Genomic DNA, 20917 nt, shown 5'->3' with positions numbered 1-20917 from the left:
CTGGATTTTCCTTTTACCATTTGTCGTCGATATGAAATTTTAAGGGTTTGAGAAAAATATCTTATTACTTGTATAGAATTCAATAAATGAAAATAAAGTATAGTATTGGTGGGGGAGGTTTCCCCCTCGCTGCGGCCCGGTCGCGCTCCAAATTGTCTTCAAAGATATAGTATCCAATAATATGCGCGACCGGGCCTCCGGCGCTTTCCGCCCTTCCTGTTGGGCGGGCGCTCCCCCTTCTGGGTGCGGCCGGGTACCGCCGGCTGCAAGCTTCATCCATCCGCTGGGCGCACCCGCGAGCGGCAGTCGATCAGGAAAATATTGACCGATTGGAATTGTTCCATATGAGTTTCTTGAGCCGCGGAGTGGCGAAATGTTTGTGGCCCAGTTAATAATGTAACAAGAGACATTTCCGCCCCTCCGATTCGGAGAGGGATGGCCCGAAGGGCCGCGGTGAGGTCTCAACGGAAAAAATATTAATCAATCCTTCCCAACCCTTGCCGTCAACTCCGCCACTTTCTTCATATCAATTTCTCTCTCGTAAAGAGGTCTCTTGTCATCTTTGAATGCGCCGCATGCCTCTTCAAACGGCGTTTTATCTTTATTGACATAAAAAACACCGAGCGGAAGTTTGTCGTTTTTTATGGCAAGCTCGAACGCCTTCACCCGGTTTTTCGTGTCATGCGTTTCGTCGAGATAATACGTGTTGTCTTTGAACCATTTGAAGGTGTTGAGCTTGTTGTAGGTGACGCAGGGCTGGAAAATGTCGACGAGCGCGTAGCCTTTGTGAAGGATCGCTTTTTTCAGGATCTCCTTTGTCTGGGGAATGTCGCCGGCAAACGCCCGCGCCACGAACGACGCGTCGAGCGCGAGCGCGACCGCGAGCGGGTTGAACGGCTCGAGGATCACGCCGTCCACCTGCACCGGCGTCACGAAACCGCGCCGCGACGTGGGCGAGGCCTGGCCCTTGGTGAGGCCGTACACCATGTTGTTGTGCACGAGGTGTGCTATTCCCGGGTTTCTGCGGATGGTGTGGATGAAGTGGTTGCCGCCCTCGCCGTACATGTCGCCGTCGCCGCCCTCGGCGATCACGGTGAGCGACGGGTTTGCGGCCTTGATAGCGGTCGCGGCCGGCAGCGCCCTGCCGTGCAGCCCGTTGAACATGTTGGTGTTGAAATAGTGCGGCGTCTTGGGCGCCTGTCCGATGCCGCAGGCAACCACGAGGTTCTGCGGCGCAATGCCGAGCTCGGCCACGGCTTGCTTGATGGTGTCGAGGATGGAATAGTTCCCGCACCCGGGGCACCAGGCGATGTCGAGATTTTTCTTGTCATAAATGGCAGTGTCCATTGTTTCTTTCCTTTAGATTACAAATACCTCTGGATGGTTGACGGTTGACAGGTACTGGAATAATGCGTTGAACGGGCTTTCGTTCTGTCAACCGTCAATAGTCAGCTGTCAACATTATTTTTCTGTCGCCTTCTCGATCTTCTCCATCATCTCCTCCACCGAAAACGGCATGCCGTTGTATTTAAGGATGTTTTCATGCACTTTGTAGGGAGTGAACGCCTTGAGGTACCGCGCGAGCTGGCCGGTCGCGTTGTTTTCGGCAACAATGATTTTCTGCGCCTTTGCCAGCACGACGTCCACCATGGCGTGCAGGGGATGCACCTGGGTGATGTGCAGCAGGGCGGTCGCGCCCCAGCCCATGCGGATGAGCGCCTCCCGCACGCAATAGTAATTGGAGCCCCAGCACACGACAAGGTTATTGAAGTTGTCGGGGCCCACGAGCCGGGGCGGCATGATGTCCTCAGCCATGAATCTGTTTTTTTTAAGGCGTTTGTCAACCATGCGCACGCGCTGGTCCATGTCCTCGGTGATAAAGCCGTCGTCGGTGTGTTCATCGCTGTCCACGCACACGATGCCGTCGCCGAGGCCGGGAACGCCGCGCGGCGAAATGCCGTTTTCCGCCGGCGCGTACCGCTGGTAATCACTGCCGGTCTTCACGATATTTTTTGCCACGCCGTATGCCGAAAAGTCAATGGCCGGCGTGAACATGTTCGAGTCGAGGAAATACTGGTCGGTGAGCACGAAAACCGGGATCTGGTACTTGTCGGCCATGGCAAAGGCCCGGTGCGTCGCCTCGATTGCGGCGGCGAGCGTTGCCGGCGCAAACACCATGCGCGGAAATTCGCCGTGGCCGGCGTAGAGCACGAGGTCGAGGTCCGCCTGCTCGGTGCGCGTGGGAAGCCCCGTTGCCGGGCCGGGCCGCTGGCCCACGTGCACCACGAGCGGCGTTTCGAGCATGCCGCTTAAACTTACACCCTCGCCCATGAGCGCGAACCCGCCGCCCGACGTGGTGACCAAGGCGCGTCCGCCCGCGTACCAGGCGCCGAGCGCCATGTTGACGGCCGCGATTTCGTCCTCGGCCTGCTCTACGATCATGCCGAACTCGTTTTTATGCTTCGCGAGAAAGGTGAGCACGTTGGTGGACGGCGACATGGGATACGACGCGACGAAATCGCAGCCGCCGGCGAGCGCGCCGAGGCCGACGGCCTCCGCGCCGCTCATGAAGAGCTCGTCCTTGACAAGCGCGTCTTTCGCGAGCGAAACGCTCACCACGCCCCGCTTCACGAGCGCATCGCCAAGGCCGTGGCCCAGAAGGCCGGCATGGGCGTTTTTCCCGGCGACATCGGGTTTTTTGGACGCGAAGTGCCGGGTGAGATATGACGCGACCAGGTCGGCAGGGACATTCAGGATGCCGCACACCGCGCCCACCGCCACCGAGCTTGCATAGACCTTGCCGCCCGCCTCCATCGCGGTCTTCAGAAGCGGGACATCCACGAACGGGTGTGTTGCGGGAAGCGATTCCTTTTCGCCGAGAATGAGGGTGTTTTGCGTGATTCTTTTTTCGCAATGCGCGACCGCGGCGCCGTCGAGCGGGATGAAAATGTCCATCCGGTCGACATACGTCGCGATTTTCAGCGACGACACGCGCAGCTCGGTGGAGTTGCTTCCCCCCCGGATGCGCGACATGAACTCGCTCGTGGAGAACACGTTGTGTCCCGCCTTGCGCAGGATCCGGGCAAGCAATTCCTCTATGGTCTGGATGCCCTGGCCGGCCTGGCCCGCGATCACGATTGAAACGTCGTCTTTCAGGATGATTTTCCGAGGCTCGTTCATGGTGGCTCCGTCTGCAATTTTCAACAACAGAACGACAATGAATAATATAAAATACAGGGGAGAAATTGTATATACTTAACAGCAAGAATTATGCCGGGGCTTGGCCGATTTCCTTGAGAACCGCGAGCCGCTCGCGCCGCATGCGGATGAATTCCATGAGGCCGATGCAGATCCACAGCCATACGATGGCGCACAGCAACTCCTCGAAAAACTCGATGGTGCCGTGGATGTCGCACAAAAAATTGCTCGCCACGATCGCGAGCGCGGGCAGGCTGAAGCCGATGATGACCGTGGTCGCCGTGGCAAGCTGCCGCGTCGCGCGCACGCCAAAGTAGGCGAGCACGCCGAACACGATGATGGGCACGATCATGTTGTCATACGCGAGCATGTATCCGAGCCGCATGGAAAGGTGCGACGAGACGAACACGTTGTCGCCCCTGTTGAGGAACAGCAGGAACGCGTTGAGGATTTCGCCGCCGAAGAGCGCGAAGACCATGGTGAACAGGTAGAGCCGTTTTTTGATGATGAGCGAGACGAGCAGTGCGGTGATGCCGATGGCGACCGATGCGGCGGACCCGATTTTTGCTATCGAGAGCAGGATGAGGCTCTGGCGCTGCGAGAGCCACGCGTCAGCGGCAGCCGCGACTATCTCCTCGAACCGGACGAGCGGGTCGTAATCGGCCAGGGTGTGCACGGCCACCGAAACAAACGCCACGGCGCAGACGGTCATGATAAACCCGACGGTAAAAAGAACCGTGACCGCCAGACGCGAAAGCTGCGGAGCGCCGTAGCGCAGCGAAAAAAGCGACGATCCGTACAGGAGCCTGCGCAGCGTATAGCGGATGCCGCCGTATTGCGCCGCGACCTTCACGGGCGGCGAGGTGGCGGAGACCCAGCGGCGGAGGTACCACACGCACCCCAGCATGGCCAGCCCGAGCAGCGCGCCCCAGCCGAAGAGCCTCACGAAGTCTTCCACTTCGTCAAGGTTCTGTCCGAACACGAAGCCGATGATGCCGAACACCGTCGCCCACACTGCGGCGCCCAGCGCGTTGAACGCCGAAAACATGAGGTAGGGCATCTTGCTGATTCCGGCGAACAGGGACAGGTAGGTGCGCAAAATGCCCACGAAGCGGCCGAAAAAAACGGTCAAGGATCCGTGGCGGACGAAAAAATCGGCGAGCTCATGCACCTTTTTCTGGTTGAGCCCGACGTATTTGCCCCACCGCTCCACGAACTCCTTTCCCAAAAGGCGGCCGATCCAGTAGCCGCCCGTGCTCCCCATGATCGAAGCAACGGCGGCGGTGAGAATCACCGCAGCGATGGACAGCTTGCCCGCACCGGCAAACCCCGCCGCGACGAGCAGCGCGGTTTCACCCGGGATCGGGAAGCCGGCGCATTCCAGCAGGATGAAGGCGGCGACGATGGCGTACCCGAAGGTGGTGACGAGGTGGGTGATGACGTGCAGCATAACTACCAATGCATCCGATAAAAAACACTGTTACTCGGCGTGTATCCGCCTATAAAAATACTTGATTCTGGTTAATCAGCGGATAACGGTTATCCACGGTACTATATTTTACAAATAAAAGAAGTTTATTTCAAATAAAAGCTGAAATGATTGGAGCAGGAAATTTTATTGTTTTCATTCACCGGTAAATCGTTTAAAGAATGAATTCGATCTTAAGTGTTATGCGCCACAGGGGCACAATGTTTTCTGTTGGAAACCATTTTTTAACAAGATGAGATTTTTATGGTCGCTTTTAAGTTATGAATCGTTATATTATTATGTTTGAGGCGGGCAGACGGGGATTCTATGAGAAAATGTCTGGCGGTTATAGCAATTGCCGTCGGGTTGATCGGGACGAACAAGGCGGTCGGCCAGTGGGTGCAGACCAATGGTCCCGAGGCGGCATATATCACCGCGCTCGCAGTGTGCGGCGGCGATGTTTTTGCCGGCACCCGGTACGGCGGAGTGTACGTTTCCGCGAATAACGGTGCGTCCTGGAGTCCTGCAGATGCCGGCCTTTCGACGAATATGACCGTCAATTCCTTTGCGGTGAGTGGCAATAGGATCCTTGTGAGCGGCGGCGGCCTGCACAGTTCCAAGGACAACGGCGCATCGTGGACCGCCATTGATGCCGGGTTTCCGCCCGGGTTTGTCACCGCGCTTGCGATAAGCGGAAACAATATCTTTGCCGCCAGGGAACCCCCTGATGACGGTCCCGGCGGCGGAGTATATCTCTCCGCCGACAATGGCGCGTCATGGACCGCGGCCAGCGTTGGCCTCCCGTATACCTATGTGAATGCTCTTGCGGCGAGCGGTGATACCGTTTTTGCCGGAACATACGGCGGCGTGTTCCTTTCCGTCAATAACGGCGCATCATGGACCGCGGCCGACACGGGGCTGCCGGCAAATACGAATGTCAGCGCGATCGCGGTGAATGGCAACAATATCTTTGCCGGCACCGGCAACGGGGTGTTTCTGTCTGCAAACAACGGCGCGTCATGGACCGCGGCCAATGCGGGTCTTGTTGACACGGTTGTAAACGCCCTTATCGTGGGCGGCAGCGACATCTTCGCCGGAACATCAAGCGGCTTGTTTCTTTCCGCGAATAACGGCGCATCCTGGACAAAAGCGAATACCGGTCTGCCGGCGCACGCGGGCGTCACCGCTATCTTGGCAAGCGGCAGCGATCTCTTTGCCGGGACCGGGGCGGGGCTTTTTCTTTCCACGGACAACGGCACGTCATGGACGGCAGTCAACAGGGGGATAAGGAACACATGGGTAAACACGGTCATGGCGAAAGGCGACACCATTTTCGCAGGCACACAATCTGGGGGGATTTTTCTTTCTACAGACCTTGGCACATCGTGGACCGCAAAAAATACAGGATTGACAAATTGGCAAATCAACGTTTTGGCCGGGAGCGGAGGCGGTATTTTTGCTGGCACCGCCGACGGGATATTTCTGTCTCAGAACAATGGAACCTCCTGGGCCGCGGTCAACACCGGACTGGCCAACCCGTATATACACGCACTGGCGGTGAGCGGTGGCGGCGTCTTCGCCGCCAGCGGCGATGTGTACCGCACCACGGACAATGGGGCATCGTGGATCCCGGCCACCAACGGTCTTGACTGCCGCACCGTGAACACCCTTGCGGTGGGCGGAAACGAAATTGCCGCGGGTACCTACGGTTGCGGTGTATTTCTTTCCGCTGACTCCGGGGCGTCATGGCACACCACCGACACCAGCCTTGCGGATGTGTTCATTGATGCCCTTGCCGTCATCGGCAACAGCATATTTGCCGGCGGCTCACATTTGTCAATTTCCACGAACAACGGCGCTTCGTGGTCGGCCGTCGGAAGCGGAGTTGCCAATTTCACAGATTTCTCCTGCTTTGCGGCAAGCGGCGGCAACATCTTTGCTGGCACCTATAACGGGGTTTTTCTTTCCGCGGACAGCGTGAAGACCTGGGCAGCCTTTGACAGCGGTCTCACGAACACATCGGTCTCCTCGCTCGCCATAAGCGGCGGAAATCTGATTGCGGGCGTCCTGGGCGGCGGGGTCTGGCGCAGACCCCTTTCCGAAATGCAGGTACTTCCGCAGAATCAAAAACCTTTTTCTTTCCCCACAAGACTTCACGCGGTCTTCTCCCGTGCAGCCATCACGCTGAACTACGGCATCCAATCCCACTGCCTTGTCCACCTTGGCATTTATACGGTACTCGGAAAAAGAGTTGCGCTTGTCGAAGATGGCGAGAAAAATCCGGGACAATACTCCGTCAGGTTTGATGCCGGCAGGCTTCCGGCAGGGCTTTACCTTTGCCGGTTGCAAGCCGGAAACTGCCAGGAAAGCAAATCCTTGATAATTGCGAGATAGTGCGAAATCCCGTATCCTTGCCGCGAGTCATTCGGTTTGCATATCAGAAAATCCTGCTGCAGCTTCTTTCACCTCTTTCGGGACAGGAGCGGCGACAAGCGGATATATACATAATGGCGCAGCAACACGGAAACGACAATTGCCGCAGTATTTGCTACAGGGAATAATTTGATAAAAATAAAAGGGTAAGATTTCTCATGACGTCGAACGTCTTGTGGCCCATCGACCATGTCGAGCTTACCAACGCATGCAACTTCCATTGCAATTTCTGCCCGAGCGACTCGTTGCTCCGTCCTCGGACGAGCATGAAGCGCCCTCTGTGGGAGAAGATCCTCCGTGAGCTCGGCGAAAAGAAGCTTGCCGAGACCGTCTGCTTCCATGTGCTGGGGGAGCCGCTCCTTCATCCGGAACTATTCGGGGCGATTGAATTTGCAAACGGCCTCGGTCTGGCGGTCTCCCTTTTCACCAACGGAAGTCTTCTTAACGAGGCAAAGTCCCGGCGCTTATTGAAGAGCCTTACCAGGGGATGTCTTGGGCTGAGCATCCAAGATATCCATCCGGACACATTCGGCGAGAGATGCAAAAACAGCCTGACGTGGTATGAGTACCTGGGAAGGCTGAGAGATCTTGGAAAATTTAAGGCGGCACAGATTGAAAGGCATATGGTGGAAGATTTCCGGGAACATGCGGCGGAGGATCCGAGTGTAGTGTAACCGAATTATCTTTACATTTGCCATTCCCGCGAAGGCGGGAATCCAACTTAACATTGACAGTGGATGCCCGTTTTCCCGGGCATGACGTGGGTTTTTCCTGTCTATCCATTGAGGTTCCGCAATATTTGAGATTCGTAAAAATAATGTCCTGCCCGTTCATTTAATTTTCATCTCATTAATCCGGTCATTTAATAGATGACAACCGTTCGCCCTGAGCCTGTCGAAGGGTGAATGCTCATGGTTCCCTTCGGCGAGCTCAGGGTAAATGAGCTCACCATGAGTGGTACCGGTTACCATCAAAAATGTCATCTATATTCTGACCCCATTAATAAGAACGTGGAATTGAAATAGGACATTAACAATGCGTAACGCAACAGCTGCTCAAATTCTTTTAAAATGTGGGTCTTTTCAAACTATTTTTACTCCCAGAGGGGTTGGAACTGGTGTTCCGGCTGGTCCTCAAAACCAGTGGCGGGCGGATAACACCGTCTGTGGCAGGTTCGATTCCTGCCCTCTCTGCCAAACATAGTTGACGGGTAGACGCATTGACGGGTAAATGTGTCGAACCCTTCGGTAGAGGGCCCCCTTGGGCGCGCATCCGCAAAGCCTTTGTCAAATGAGAAAAGAAAATAAAAATCTCAGGTCGCTCCCCAGCGTTGACGCGCTGCTGAAAAGCGCGTCCGTGGCGCCCCTGGCAAGCCGTCATGGCCATGCGCCTGCGGTTTTTGCCGCACGCGCGGTGCTTTCCAGGATAAGAAGCACTCTTTCGCCGGACGGGGACATTCCTTTAAGTCAAGAAATCGAGGCCATGGTCGCGGCGGGAATCTGCTCGATCACCACGCCGTCGCTGAGGCCCGTCATCAATGCCACGGGCGTTGTTTTGCACACTAATCTCGGCAGGGCAGTGCTCGGCGAGGCGGTGCTTAACGGCATGGCGGGAATTATTGCCGGTTATTCCAATATTGAATTCGACACGGCGACCGGCAGGCGCGGGGACAGGAACAAGCATGTGTCAAGTCTGCTTTGCTTTCTCACCGGCGCCGAGGATGCCCTTGTCGTCAACAACAATGCGGCCGGCATCGTGCTTGCGCTCTCCACCTTGGCGGCCGGCCGCGAGGTCATCGTCTCGCGCGGGGAGCTCATCGAAATCGGCGGCGAGTTCCGCGTCCCGGACATCATGGCGGCGGCCGGCTGCCGCATGGTTGAGGTGGGCACCACCAACCGCACGCGCATCGCCGATTACGAAAAGGCAATTTCAAAAAGCACCGCCGTGATCTTCAAGGCGCACCGTTCAAATTTCAGCGTGAAAGGATTTACTGAAGAGGCAACGCTCGGGCAATGCGCGGCGCTCGCGAGAAAAAAACGGATCCCCTTTGTTTATGACATCGGCTCCGGTCTTGTCCGTAAACCGAGTGGCCTGCGGCTCGAAAACGAGCCCGACGTGGCGTCCGCCGTCAAAAGCGGGGCGGACCTTGTGCTTTTTTCCGGCGACAAGCTTCTGGGAGGCCCGCAGGCGGGCATCATTGCCGGGAAAAAGGCGCTCGTGGCGAAACTCTCCCGCGCGCCGCTCATGCGCGCCCTACGCGTTGGAAAGCTCACCATGGCCGCTTTGTCGGCCGCGTGTCGGTCCTATCTCGACGATGGCGCGCTTGTCAAGAACAACCCGACGTTTACCTATCTGTCAAGGGCGAGGGAGGAGACGCGCCGGCTTGCCGTCATGCTGCAGGAAATGCTCAACGGCCGCGGCATCGAATCGTCAGTTGAAGACACGCAGGGCCAGTGCGGCGGCGGCACGCTGCCAGAGCTTTCCATCCCGAGCTGCGGCGTTATGATCGAGAAAAAAGGCCCGAGACAAAACGATTCCCTCAAGGGAATTTTCAACCGGCTCTGCGCCGCCGAACGCCCGGTGGTGGCCGTGCTGCGGGAAGGGAGCCTGGTGTTCGACATGCTTGCCGTGCGGGAATCGGAACTTCCCGCCTTGGCGGAGGCGATTGCCGCGGCATGCGCCGTGGAGGCCCTGTGAAGCGCCTCATCATGGGCACGGCGGGCCACATCGACCACGGCAAGACCGCGCTTGTCAAGGCCCTTACCGGCATCGACTGCGACACGCACAAAGAGGAAAAGCGGCGCGGCATCACCATCAACCTCGGATTCGCCCACCTCACGCTTCCCAACGGGGACGTCGTCGGCATCATCGACGTGCCGGGCCACCGCGATTTCGTGCACACCATGGTGGCGGGAGCGCACGGCATTGACTTCGTGCTCATGGTGGTCGCTGCGGACGAGGGCGTGATGCCGCAGACGGCCGAGCACCTGCAGATCTGCCAGGTGCTCGGCATCAGGCGCGGGCTTGTCGCGGTGAACAAGGCGGACCTTGTTGACGGCCCGGGCCTCGAAGCGGTGCGGGCGCGCATCCGTGAATTTACAAAAGGCACTTTTCTCGACGGCTGTCCCCTGGTCAACGTGTCCGCAACGACCGGCGCGGGCACTTCCGAGCTTGTCGCCGCCATTGCGCAAGTGGCCTCGGCCGCTTCCCAGCGCGCTTCCGGCGGCGTGTTCCGCATGTACATCGACAGGATATTTTCCGTGAGCGGGTTCGGCACGGTGGTCACGGGCTCGGTCACGGGCGGCACGCTGCGCGCCGGGAGCCCTGCCTGGCTCCTGCCGGCCGGAAAAGAACTGCGCGTGCGCCGCATCGAGCGTTACGGCGAGGAAGTGGGCGAGGCGGCCGCCGGTGACCGAGCGTCGCTCAACCTGGTGGGTCTTTCCAAAGAGGAATTCACGCGCGGCATGTTGGTGGCTGACCGGCCGCTCACGGGCTCGCTGCTTCTCGACGCCAACCTGCGGCTGTTTACCGGCGTGCGGCCGCTTGGCGCCTGGTCGCAGGCAACGCTCATCATGGGAACCTTCGAGGCGCAGGCGCGCATCCGCCTGCTCGAGAAGGACCACCTTGACGGAGGCGGAACTGGCCTTGCCCAGCTGCACCTGCCGCTTCCGTGCGTGGCCCAGGCCAACGACGCGTTCGTGCTGCGCGCGAGCGCGGGCGACATCACCATCGGCGGCGGCGAAGTCATCGATCCGCACCCGCTCCATCACCGGAGAAGGCCGCCGCAGCTCGTGGAGCGGCTCAAGGGCCTTGCCGGCGGCGGCCTTTCACAGTTGATCGTGATTGAAACGGCAAAGCAGCCCTCGGGGATCGACCATGCCGCGCTCGCGGAAACGCTCAATGTTTCGCCGGAGCAGGTTGTCGAGCAAATCGCTCAAAATCCTCCGCAGGGCATTGCGGTGCTGCCTTCGCCTGAAAAGTATTATCTTGTCACGCAGGAACGCCGCGATGCGCTGAGCGCAAAGGCCTTAAAGAGCGTTTCGGATTTTCACGAGAGTAATCCCTTTGACGAAAAGGGAAGGACCGCAGAGGAGCTGCAGGGCATGCTCGGCCTGGGAAACGGTCCGGCCGCCGCGGAATTCACCCAGGTGTTTCTGGACAGCCTTGTCAAAGAGGGAAAGCTCAGGCGCGTCGGCCACACGTTTTCCCTTGCCGGCCGCTCGGTGAGCCTTTCAGCCGGCGATGCTGAACGGGGCGTCCGCGTAGAAGACATGATCAAGAAGTGCGGGATGCAGACGCCGCTGATGAGCGAAATAATCACTTCTGCCAAACAGCGCGGAATTGATGAAAAACGGCTGCGGCAGCTTTTGCAATATCTGGTGTCTGCGAAAAAGGCGTACCTGGTTGAAGGGCAGTATCTTCATCACTCAATTGTTGACAAATGCAGGACATTGCTGTTGAATGCGCTCATAAAAGAGCCGAAAGGAATCACCGTGGCGCAGTTCCGCGACCTTGTTTCGGGCAACAGGAAAATATGCCTTTTGCTCTACGCGTTGTTTGACAGCGAGGGAATCACCGAAAGGCAGGGGGATGTGAGGGTTATAACCGATAAGGGAAGAAAGCTGTTGACGGTTGACGGTTTGCAGTCGACAGTGAAATAAAAATATTAAAGGTTAAAAGTTGACTTTTATTTGATTGTTCAGACCTCACCCCCGGCCCCTCTCCGAATCGGAGAGGGGAAAAGACCTGAACGTTTAACTTGCGGAAAGAAAATTATATCGCGCGTTAGGCGCGACTGGAGGCCGCGCCGGGGCGCGGTGCTGCCCGGCCCCGCGAAGCGGGGAAACTCCCGGATTTTATTTTAGGATTGCTTTTATAAGGCGATTGTAATTGACGCATGATATGACATATTTTTCCTCTCACCTCTTATCATCCTGATTCGGCGGTACGCATCGTGAACTACCTCGGTTTCGCCCTCGACTCGTTCCAGGAAAAAGCGGTACAGGCAATTGACGAAGGAAAGTCGCTCATCGTGGCCGCGCCCACGGGCTGCGGCAAGACCCTCATCGCGGAGTACGCGGTGGAGGCCTCCATGAAGCTCGGCAAGCGCGTGATCTACACCGCGCCCATCAAGGCGCTCTCGAACCAGAAGTACCGCGACTTTAGGAAGCGCTTCGGCGACGAGGTGGTGGGCATCCACACCGGGGACGTTACCATGAACCCCGAGGCGCGGCTCCTCATCATGACCACCGAGATTTTCCGCAACCTCATCCTCGAAGGATCGCCGCGGCTTTCCGACGTGTACTACACCGTGTTCGACGAGATCCACTACCTTGACGATCCGGAACGCGGCACCGTGTGGGAGGAGAGCATCATCCTCGCGCCGCGCGACATCCGCTTCATGTGCCTGTCGGCCACGGTGCCCAACCTCCACGAGCTCGCGCAGTGGATGGAGGCGGTGCGCGGCTCGCACGTCACCGTGATCGAGGAGACGCACCGGCCCGTGCCGCTCAAACATTTTTTGTATAGCCCGAAATTCAAGATCATGAGCGTCAAGCAGGTGGCCGGGCTCTACCGCAGGAACCCCGACCAGCGACGGGCGTTCCTGCGCAAGAAGCCGTCGGCGCGCAGCGTGGTGCGGCATGTGCTTGACACAGGGCATTATCCCATCCTCTACTTCTGCTTCAACCGCAACGCGTGCGAGCGCAACGCGCACATGCACGCGTGGCTCAAGCTGCTCTCTGCCGACGAGCAGGCGCGTTCCGCCGCCATGGTGGAAGACCTCGCGGCCCAGTACCGCCTCACCTCCTACGACCGGTTGCTTTACATGCGGCAATTATGGGCGGCCGGAGTTGCCTACCACCACGCGGGCATCCTGCCGGCCGCAAAGGAGATCGTGGAGCGGCTGTTCTCCGCCGGACTCATCAAGCTCCTGTTCTGCACCGAGACGTTCGCGCTCGGCGTGAACATGCCGGCCAGTACCGTGATCTTCGACACGCTCGAAAAGTTCGACGGCGTCGACTTCAATTACCTCATGACAAGGCAGTACAACCAGATGGCGGGCCGCGCCGGCCGCCGCGGCATGGACGACGTGGGCTATGTGTATTCGCAGATCATCCCCGAGGCCACCGACCCCACGCAGGTGGAGCGGCTGTGGCACGGCCGTAACGAGGTGATCTCGAGCAGGTTCTTCGCGTCATACTCAACGATTCTTGCCTTGTACAGCCAGTACGGCGACGCCGCGTTCGAGATTTTCCAGAGGAGCCTACGCAACTACCGCAAAGGGCGTTTCGCCTACACGCACTCCTACCGCCAGGAGGAGGAGCAGATAAAGAACCGCATCGCGTTCCTCCAGTCGGCCGGGTTCCTTGACGGACGCCACCTCACGGACAAGGGGCGGCTCGCCATGGCCGTGAACGGCTACGAGATCCAGGCCAGCGAGCTGTATTATTCCCGCAGCTTCGACGAATGCACCGCCACGCAGCTTCCCGTGGTGGTCGCGGCGCTCATCACCGAAGAGAGCCGGCGCCGCAACGCCAGGCCTGTCTCGGATGTCAAGATGCGGTTCGCAGCCGAAGGCGTGATCCATAAACTCCGCATCAAGGAGCTCCGCCACAACATCGACGCGCCCGTGCGCGAGCTCGATTTCGCGCTCGCCGCACCGGTGTTCGCCTGGGCAAACGGCTGCACGCTCGCACAGCTCGAGTCGTTCGGCGTTCCCGAGGGCGACCTCGTGCGCGTGCTGCGCATGAGCGTGCAGCTCCTGCGCACTCTGCGGGACACCATCCCCGATCCCTACATCGCGGACAGGATGCATGAATCGCTTGTGCTTGTCAATAGGGATGTGGTGGATGCGCAGGCGGAGCTTGAGGTTCAATAATCGCTAAAATATTAATGCGGGGGAAGTCTCCCCCTGGGGTGCAGCTTCCGCCGCCTCCTTCACAAAAAAGAAAAGCAGATGCCGGAGGCGGCGGCGATCTGCACCCACACCCCCTCTTTGGCGCCGATACTCCCATGATTCGCGGAAAGATTTAGTGGCTGGCGGTGCGACGGCGGCAGCGCGGGCTTTACACGGCGGAAGAAGATAAATAATAGAGCCCACTGATAGACATGATGGGATTTACAAATGCGGCAGTGAACTTATTCCCGCGCGTTAGGCAGGACTGGAGGCCGCTCTGGAGAGCGGTGCTGCCCGGACGCCGGCGCATCAGCGCCATCGCGCCGTGGCAGCCCGGGCCGAAGGCGAGACTGGAAGGACGGCCGACCCCGCGAAGCGGGGGAACGCCCAACTTTTTAATAAATAATTAAATTCTCAATACCCCCGGATCCCACTTCTTCATCACAAAAAAGTATCCTAAATAAATTAAACCCCCTACAACCACCCCGAAAATCGCCCCCGCCAGCACGTCAAACGGATAATGCGCGCCCACGTACACCCTCGAAAACGCGATCACTGCCGCGAACGCGAACGCGGTAATCCATACCCTTTTCCTTCTGTAAAGCAGTGTGAACAGCATTGCCTGGGCGAACATGTTCATGGCATGCGACGACGGGAACGACGGCGACGTTTTCATGCCGATGAGGAACCGGCCGCCCTCGACGTGCACGCGCGCGTCGCACGGCCGCAGGCGCGGCGCGAGCGGCTTGATCACGCGGTTGCACACCGGGTCGGACACGGATACCGTGAGGAGCGAAAGTGCGATGACGACGAGCGCCTTTCTCCTTTGGAAATAAATAAAAATGAACGCCGCGAGCACGCCGGGGATGATCCAGAAGCGTCCGTTGGTGATCACCGGGAAGACGGCATCGAACACCGGGTTGGCAATGGCATGGTTGAAAAAAAGAAAGAGCCGGGTGTCGAGGGCGAGAAGGAAATGAGGCACTCAATCCTTCCTTTCGTACCAGATCAGCCGCGCCGTGATGGTGCCCAGCGCGATGTTGGCCTGCACCATGACCGGCATCTTGTACGCGTCGTTGGTCAGCCACAGCCGCACTTCGTCCTTCTTGTTGAACACGCGTCCCTCGCCCACGAGCACGGGCTTTACCAGAAGGCAGTTGAAGGTGCCGGCCGGAGACTGGATCGGTTTGCGCTCGACGCAGTACGACAGGATCCGGTAGGACCGGTTGTGCATGAAGCAGTCGATGAAAAAGGAGTCGCGCGGCGCGAACGACAGCGCGCGCACGTAGGCGGTGAGCGAAAAGTAATTCTGCACGAACTGCGGCGCGGCATACGATTGGGTGTCATTGTCATGCGTGAACACCCTGGCGCGTGCCTGGTCGACCATCTCCCACCGGTCGGCCTTGTACCGGCCCTCGCGCAGGTGCTGCTCAAAGAAGAACGGATAGATCCCTCGGGCGTCCAGGGTGGTGCGGATCTGGTCGCGCACCTTGTAGATGGCGCTGAAAAAGCCGTTTGTCAATCCTTTTGCGCTCATGACCACCGGGCCGTCGGCCGGGCCGACAACGGTTTCGAGAATGACATACCCGGCGGAAAACGGTCCCCAGCCGACCTCGTATACGAATTTCTCGCCCTTTGCCCACGGCAGGCTGTCGAAGCTGCGGAGGCTGAACGCGGGAGAAACGTGTTTTACCGCGGCAATGGAATCAACGAAACCGGTTGAATAGCATGACGGGTACTCGGCCTGGCGCTCGAGTTTGCTCCATTCCGCTTCGTGCGCGCGGGCCGTGTCGGCGGCTGCCGCGGGGCCTGCGCACCCCGCAAAACATGCGACCATAATAAAAAAGGTGAATCGGGAACACGCCATGGAGCGAAAGCACCTTCCAAAGGCATTCGGCAAACGCGGCAAAAGAGGAATTGCGCCGATCATCAATGAAAAATAATCCCTGCCGTTTTTTATTGTGGAATACCGCGGGACGCAAATTATCTTTATCCACAGAAAAATTGCCCGGCCGGCGCCGGGCCGGAACACCGTTTTACAACGGAAAGGATCGCCCCATGAAGACGATGAAACTGTTCGGATTGTGCGCATGCGTCCTGCTGCTTGCGCTTTCCTGCGGGAAAAACAAGGGGACCAATCCCGGAGGGAACCAACCGGGAACCGTCTTCGATTATTCCGACACGCTTGCCCTGAGGGCAATCCTCGACGCCAACGGCCTTACAACGATCTCCGCCGGCAGCCCCACGATCCTGGTCATGACGCTCGTGAACGGGAACATTCACCGCATCAAGGAGCTGACGCTCCAAAACAAGGGGATCACCACCATTCCTTCGCGCATCGGCGAGCTCACCGCGCTCGAAACCATTCGACTCGACACCAACAGCCTCACCGCGCTTCCGTCCCAGATTTGGAATTGCACCTCGCTGGTTAGGATACAGCTTTCCAGCAACCAGCTCACCACGTTGCCAGCGGGAATCAGCAAATTGCATTCACTTGGCGCGCTCATCCTGTCACACAACGCCGTTTCTTCACTCCCGGCAGAGCTTTGGAACATGACCTCGCTTACCGATCTTGGTCTCGATTACAACAGTCTTACCGATATTCCGGCGACGGTTTCAAACCTCACCAACCTTCAGCGGCTTTCCGTCAACAATAATTCCCTGACCACGCTTCCGCAGTCGGTCTCTTCACTAAGCCAGCTTGCATTATATATTGATAACAATCAAATCTGTCCTAACACGCTTCCGACCACCTTTGCGGCATGGCTCGACATTCATGCGGAGCTTGACTGGCGGACCACCCAGGGAACATGCCCGTAGGGCGGCTTCGCGCCATGACCTCTCAACTTTTCCGCTTTGTAAAATTCGGCATCGTGGGCGGCAGCGGCGTGGTGGTCAACGCCGGGCTCTTTTTCTTGTTCGCCGATTACGCCCGCATCGATTACCGCATCGCGAGCATCTGCGCCATCGAATGCGCGGTGATCAACAATTTCCTCTGGAATTACTTCTGGACCTGGAAGGACCGCAAAACCGGGAGCAAGCGATCGTTTCTGTACATGATGTTCAAGTTCCACCTCTCCTCGGGCCTTACCGCCATGGTGGTCAACTGGGGCCTGCTCGTGCTGTTCACCGGCGTGCTGCACGTCCACTATTCGCTTCCGCTGGTGCGGGTTTCCGACAAGCACGTCTCCAACCTCATCGGCATCGCCTGCGGCGCGGTTGTCAATTTCGTGCTGGGGCATTACTGGGTGTTTTCGAAGAAAAAGAATAAGTAAATCATCTGGAGGGGGAGGTCTCCCCCTAGGGTGCGGCTTCCGGCGCGCCTTAAGAAAAACCGAAAACGCTACAGGCGCGCCGGCGATCCGCACCCATACCCTCTCCCTGGCGCCGGTCCTTCTATTGACAAATCCATATAGCAGTTGGGCGATTCAGCGGTTGTAGGCGGCGTTGAAGCAACGCCGCCGCCATTATTTCATAGAAAAGAAAAGACTGAATCCTTTACCTAAAAAATACCGTTAAAGATAAAGGATCAGGTCTTTCTTGGCTGACAGCCGAAATCTGTTCTTCTAAGCCCCGTAGGGGCGAAATACTTGTAACCCAGGGCAACGCCCCGGGTGAATGGATATAGTAATGATTTTTCCCCTCTCCGATTCGGAGAGGGGTGGCCCGGAGGGCCGGGGTAAGGTCATCGACAAATCAAGCAGGATAATAATTCCTCATTATTAAACTCCGCTCCAGATATTATCCAGTTATTATTTATATTTTATCATAGAAATTAACAGGACAATCATTCCGGGATGACACATGGATACATCGAAAAAGATTAAAATCGTCAAACCCAAAACGCGTGACTCCCAAAAAGAATCATCCTTAAAACAAAAATCCTTGTTTTCCTGGAAGCCATTCATTCCCCTCGGCATCCTGATCCTCCTCACCGCCGTGTATTACTGGCCCATTCTGGTCTGTAAAGGCTTCCTGTGGAACGATTTTCTAGAGCAGAACTTCGTATACCGGCTCTTCGCGGCCGTGTGGCTCAAGCAGGGTGTGATGCCGTTCTGGAACCCGTACGTGTTTTCGGGCATGCCGTTTTTTGCCGACGTGCAGGCCGCGGTGCTGTATCCGCTCAACCTCGTGCTCACGCCCTTTGCGACAAAAGACTGGCTCAGCCCGATTCTCGTGGAATACCAGATTGTTTTTCACATCGCCATGGCAGGCTGCTTCATGTACCTGCTGGCCCGGGAGTACGGCGCGAGCAAAAGCGGCGGTCTTCTCGCGGGCGTTACCTTCATGCTGTGCGGATTTTTCACCACCCACATTTTTCACGAAAACCTAGTCCATGCCGCGGCGTGGTTCCCGCTGGTAATTCTCCTGTTCAAGCGGACCATCGACCGCACGAGCCTGCGGTACGCGGCGCTCACCGCGCTCGTGCTCACCGTCGTGTTTCTGTGTGGATATCCGCAGCTTATGGTGTACATGTATTACTGGCTCGCCGCCTACTACCTATACGGCCTCGTGGTGCGCATCAGGGAGAAAACAAAACCGCTCGCGGAAGTAAAGCGCGCCGTGCTGTTTGCCGGGCTCGTGGCGCTCGGCATCGGCATGGGATCGGTGCAGTTTCTGCCCACGGAGGAGCTCGCGAAAAATTCGGTGAGGCCCAAGCTTGCATTTTCCGAATCGTGCGAGGGGTCGTTTCGTCCCTACCGATTTGTCACGCTGCTGGTTCCCAACTACTTCGGCACGCCCCAGAAAAATGCATACTGGGGAATTTCCGAAAAAGACGTAAACGGCGGGGCGCACAACTACTGGGAAACAGCCATGTACGCGGGAACGGTGTCGCTGGCGCTCGCCGCGATCGCGCCGTTCTTCGTGCGCACGCCGCTCACGGTTTTTCTTTCCATCATGGCGGTGCTGAGCTTTCTGCTCGCCATGGGAAATTCATTTTTCCTCTACTTTATCGCGTTTAAATTCCTGCCTGCGTTCAACGCGTTCCGCATCCCGGGCCGGTTTGCTTTTTTCTTTTCGCTGTCGGTGTCGCTGCTTGCCGGGCTCGGCCTCACCTGGTTGCAGGAAAGCGTTTCAAAGGAAGATGCAAAGCGCAAAAAGCTGCTCGAACGCGCGCTCTTGGTTACGGCAGGCATCTGCCTTGCGTGGGGAGTGATCGCGGCAACCGGCGCTTTTAAAAGCGGGATCGTGGATTTCATCCTTGCCAACGGAAGGTTCGGGTCAGACGGCCGGGGCATCGCGAACTATGTTGACAGACAGATATACCCCGCCCTGCTCAAGGGCCTGTGGGTGTTTGTCGCGCTCGCCGTTTTTTCCGCCGGCATCCTGGTGGCGCGCCTGCGCGGGAAACTGTCGGCGAAAACCGCGGCGGTCCTGCTTGTGTGCCTTGCCGCGCTCGATTTCATGGCATTCGGCATGGGCTATGCATCGGGCACCATTGACCCGGCCGTGATGTATGCCAAGACCGAAACCGTGCGGCAGCTCCAGGAAATGGAAAAAACGGAATATTTCAGGATCAACTCGCGCAGCTCGAACCCGGGCACCGACGACCTGGGCGGCCAGTATATGGCGTTCCGCAAGAACCAGGGGAGCGTGCACCGTCTGTTCCTCATGGAGGGATACAACCCGCTGCGGCTCAAGCGCCAGCTCGTCAACCGCAAAGACCGGACGCTGGATATCCTCAATGTCAAGTTCAAGATCGCGGTGGACGAGCAGCGCCGGTCCATGAGCCTCGCGCTCAACCCGACGTACTTCCCGCGCGCAAGGATGGTGTACGGGTATGCGGTCGAGCAGGACGAAAGCAAGATACTGCCCCTTCTGTATGACTCATCCTTCGATTATAAGAAGGCCGTAGTGCTCGAAGAAAAACCGGCGCTTGCCATGGACACGCTGGGCGCCGACACCGCGTGGAAATGCGATATCACGGATTATTCCCTTAATAAAATCGACTTGGAAGTGACAAGCGCGAAAAACGGGCTGCTGGTTTTAAGCGAAATAGATTATCCGTCGTGGAAAGCAACGGTTGACGGAAAGCCCGCGCCGGTCCTCAGGGCGGATTACGCATTGCGGGCGATACCCGTTGAAAAGGGGAGCCACAAAGTGGTTTGTTATTTCTCGGAAGATGTTTTCAAAAAAGGCCTGGTACTGTCCCTGATTTCCTTGCTGCTGACGCTTGCGCTGGGCGTCTGGGGTTGGCGGAGCGAAAGAAAAGAAAAAGCGACAAACTAACAAAGAGACGGAGTGAGAAGGTCAAAGGAAGGAAAATGATATCACTTTCAACTTTCAACCTCCAACTTTCAACTCGATAAGCTTCAGATAAAGGAATTAACCATGTCCGCTTTCATTGAACTCGCCAAAAAACGGTATTCGGTCCGCGCATACGAGAGCAGGCCGGTCGAGGAGCCGCTGCTGCTCAAGATACTGGAGGCCGGGAGCATTGCGCCGTCGGCCTGCAACAACCAGCCGTGGGTGTTTATTGTTGTCAGAAAAGAAGAGACGAAAAAAGAATTGCTCAAGGCCTACGAGCGTTCATGGTTTGCAAACGCGCCCGTGATCCTCGCGCTGTGCTGCGACACCACGCTCGCATGGAAGCGCGCCGACGAGAAATATTACGGCGACGTCGACATCGCCATTGCCACGGACCACATTACGCTGGCGGCCGCGGAAGCGGGCCTGGGCACGTGCTGGGTGGGAAATTTCAAAGCGGCCGAGGCGCGCAGGATATTGAAGCTGCCCGAAACCGTGGAGCCGGTGATTTTTACGCCGCTGGGGTATCCTGCGTCAGAGCCGCCAATCAAGAAGCGTAAAAAGCTGGATGAGATCGTTCATTGGGAGTTTTATGGGGGAAAAGAATAAAAAAAGTATAAAAAGTTGGGCGTTCCCCCTGTGGAAAAGGTGCATGGCTATGCGCCTTTTCT

The 20917-nt window shown here is 57.5% G+C and carries 14 protein-coding genes and 1 tRNA gene; 10 read left to right on the top strand and 5 right to left on the bottom strand.

Annotated elements, in window-relative coordinates:
* Positions 1-480 precede the first annotated feature (480 nt).
* The 3 genes from VLX68_05725 to VLX68_05715 all read right to left on the bottom strand — a co-directional run bounded on the left by VLX68_05725 (position 481) and on the right by VLX68_05715 (position 4648).
* On the bottom strand, positions 481-1347 hold the full coding sequence (locus VLX68_05725) for a thiamine pyrophosphate-dependent enzyme (protein ID HUI91730.1): 867 nt from the start codon (positions 1345-1347) through the stop codon (positions 481-483).
* A gap of 114 nt (positions 1348-1461) precedes the next feature.
* Complete coding sequence (locus VLX68_05720; protein ID HUI91729.1) at positions 1462-3180, bottom strand: 2-oxoacid:acceptor oxidoreductase subunit alpha; 1719 nt, start codon at positions 3178-3180, stop codon at positions 1462-1464.
* Positions 3181-3268: 88 nt separating this feature from the next.
* Positions 3269-4648: a DedA family protein gene (locus VLX68_05715; GenBank protein HUI91728.1), complete on the bottom strand. Its 1380-nt coding sequence runs from the start codon at positions 4646-4648 to the stop codon at positions 3269-3271.
* Between the two features lie 345 nt (positions 4649-4993).
* On the opposite strand from VLX68_05715, the gene VLX68_05710 reads away from it, so the two are divergent.
* The 6 genes from VLX68_05710 (at position 4994) to VLX68_05685 (ending at position 13979) form a co-directional block, all read left to right on the top strand.
* Positions 4994-7060 carry a hypothetical protein gene (locus tag VLX68_05710; protein ID HUI91727.1) on the top strand — a complete coding sequence of 689 codons (2067 nt, stop codon included), beginning with the start codon at positions 4994-4996 and terminating at the stop codon, positions 7058-7060.
* 197 nt (positions 7061-7257) lie between these two features.
* Positions 7258-7773, top strand: a complete 516-nt coding sequence (locus VLX68_05705) for a radical SAM protein (GenBank protein ID HUI91726.1) — start codon at positions 7258-7260, stop codon at positions 7771-7773.
* Between the two features lie 427 nt (positions 7774-8200).
* Positions 8201-8295, top strand: a tRNA-Sec gene (locus VLX68_05700).
* A 94-nt stretch (positions 8296-8389) separates the two neighbouring features.
* The gene (gene selA, locus VLX68_05695) at positions 8390-9796 is read left to right on the top strand and encodes an L-seryl-tRNA(Sec) selenium transferase (GenBank protein HUI91725.1); all 1407 of its coding nucleotides are present in this window, start codon (positions 8390-8392) and stop codon (positions 9794-9796) included.
* Positions 9793-11760, top strand: coding sequence for a selenocysteine-specific translation elongation factor (gene selB, locus VLX68_05690; GenBank protein HUI91724.1), 1968 nt, complete (start codon positions 9793-9795; stop codon positions 11758-11760). The genes selA and selB overlap by 4 nt, the downstream gene beginning before the upstream one ends.
* Before the next feature lie 293 nt (positions 11761-12053).
* Complete coding sequence (locus VLX68_05685; protein HUI91723.1) at positions 12054-13979, top strand: DEAD/DEAH box helicase; 1926 nt, start codon at positions 12054-12056, stop codon at positions 13977-13979.
* A 424-nt stretch (positions 13980-14403) separates the two neighbouring features.
* Here the strand turns inward: VLX68_05685 and VLX68_05680 are convergent, their stop codons facing one another.
* Together VLX68_05680 and VLX68_05675 are read right to left on the bottom strand one after the other, a co-directional pair.
* Positions 14404-14982 carry a phosphatase PAP2 family protein gene (locus VLX68_05680; protein HUI91722.1) on the bottom strand — a complete coding sequence of 193 codons (579 nt, stop codon included), beginning with the start codon at positions 14980-14982 and terminating at the stop codon, positions 14404-14406.
* Positions 14983-15864: a DUF3108 domain-containing protein gene (locus VLX68_05675; GenBank protein ID HUI91721.1), complete on the bottom strand. Its 882-nt coding sequence runs from the start codon at positions 15862-15864 to the stop codon at positions 14983-14985.
* A gap of 191 nt (positions 15865-16055) precedes the next feature.
* Between VLX68_05675 and VLX68_05670 the strand changes: the two genes are divergently transcribed.
* The 4 genes from VLX68_05670 to VLX68_05655 all read left to right on the top strand — a co-directional run bounded on the left by VLX68_05670 (position 16056) and on the right by VLX68_05655 (position 20855).
* A complete protein-coding gene (locus VLX68_05670) occupies positions 16056-16817 on the top strand; it encodes a hypothetical protein (GenBank protein ID HUI91720.1) in 762 nt (253 codons plus the stop codon).
* A gap of 14 nt (positions 16818-16831) precedes the next feature.
* Complete coding sequence (locus tag VLX68_05665; protein ID HUI91719.1) at positions 16832-17272, top strand: GtrA family protein; 441 nt, start codon at positions 16832-16834, stop codon at positions 17270-17272.
* Between the two features lie 529 nt (positions 17273-17801).
* Complete coding sequence (locus VLX68_05660; GenBank protein ID HUI91718.1) at positions 17802-20228, top strand: YfhO family protein; 2427 nt, start codon at positions 17802-17804, stop codon at positions 20226-20228.
* 102 nt (positions 20229-20330) lie between these two features.
* Positions 20331-20855: a nitroreductase family protein gene (locus tag VLX68_05655; GenBank protein HUI91717.1), complete on the top strand. Its 525-nt coding sequence runs from the start codon at positions 20331-20333 to the stop codon at positions 20853-20855.
* Positions 20856-20917: the final 62 nt, after the last annotated feature.

The sequence above is a fragment of the Chitinivibrionales bacterium genome, from assembly GCA_035516255.1.
In the GTDB taxonomy this organism is placed as follows: Bacteria; Fibrobacterota; Chitinivibrionia; order Chitinivibrionales; family FEN-1185; genus FEN-1185.
Note: the sequence above shows the minus strand (reverse complement) of the source record. Positions and strands in the feature narration are given on the sequence as shown.

Coding starts and splice junctions, on each gene's coding strand:
- VLX68_05725 (HUI91730.1), bottom strand. CDS start 1,347: ATGGACACTGCCATTTATGACAAGAAAAATCTCGACATCGCCTGGTGC.
- VLX68_05720 (HUI91729.1), bottom strand. CDS start 3,180: ATGAACGAGCCTCGGAAAATCATCCTGAAAGACGACGTTTCAATCGTG.
- VLX68_05715 (HUI91728.1), bottom strand. CDS start 4,648: ATGCTGCACGTCATCACCCACCTCGTCACCACCTTCGGGTACGCCATC.
- VLX68_05710 (HUI91727.1), top strand. CDS start 4,994: ATGAGAAAATGTCTGGCGGTTATAGCAATTGCCGTCGGGTTGATCGGG.
- VLX68_05705 (HUI91726.1), top strand. CDS start 7,258: ATGACGTCGAACGTCTTGTGGCCCATCGACCATGTCGAGCTTACCAAC.
- selA (HUI91725.1), top strand. CDS start 8,390: ATGAGAAAAGAAAATAAAAATCTCAGGTCGCTCCCCAGCGTTGACGCG.
- VLX68_05675 (HUI91721.1), bottom strand. CDS start 15,864: ATGGCGTGTTCCCGATTCACCTTTTTTATTATGGTCGCATGTTTTGCG.
- VLX68_05670 (HUI91720.1), top strand. CDS start 16,056: ATGAAGACGATGAAACTGTTCGGATTGTGCGCATGCGTCCTGCTGCTT.
- VLX68_05665 (HUI91719.1), top strand. CDS start 16,832: ATGACCTCTCAACTTTTCCGCTTTGTAAAATTCGGCATCGTGGGCGGC.
- VLX68_05660 (HUI91718.1), top strand. CDS start 17,802: ATGGATACATCGAAAAAGATTAAAATCGTCAAACCCAAAACGCGTGAC.
- VLX68_05655 (HUI91717.1), top strand. CDS start 20,331: ATGTCCGCTTTCATTGAACTCGCCAAAAAACGGTATTCGGTCCGCGCA.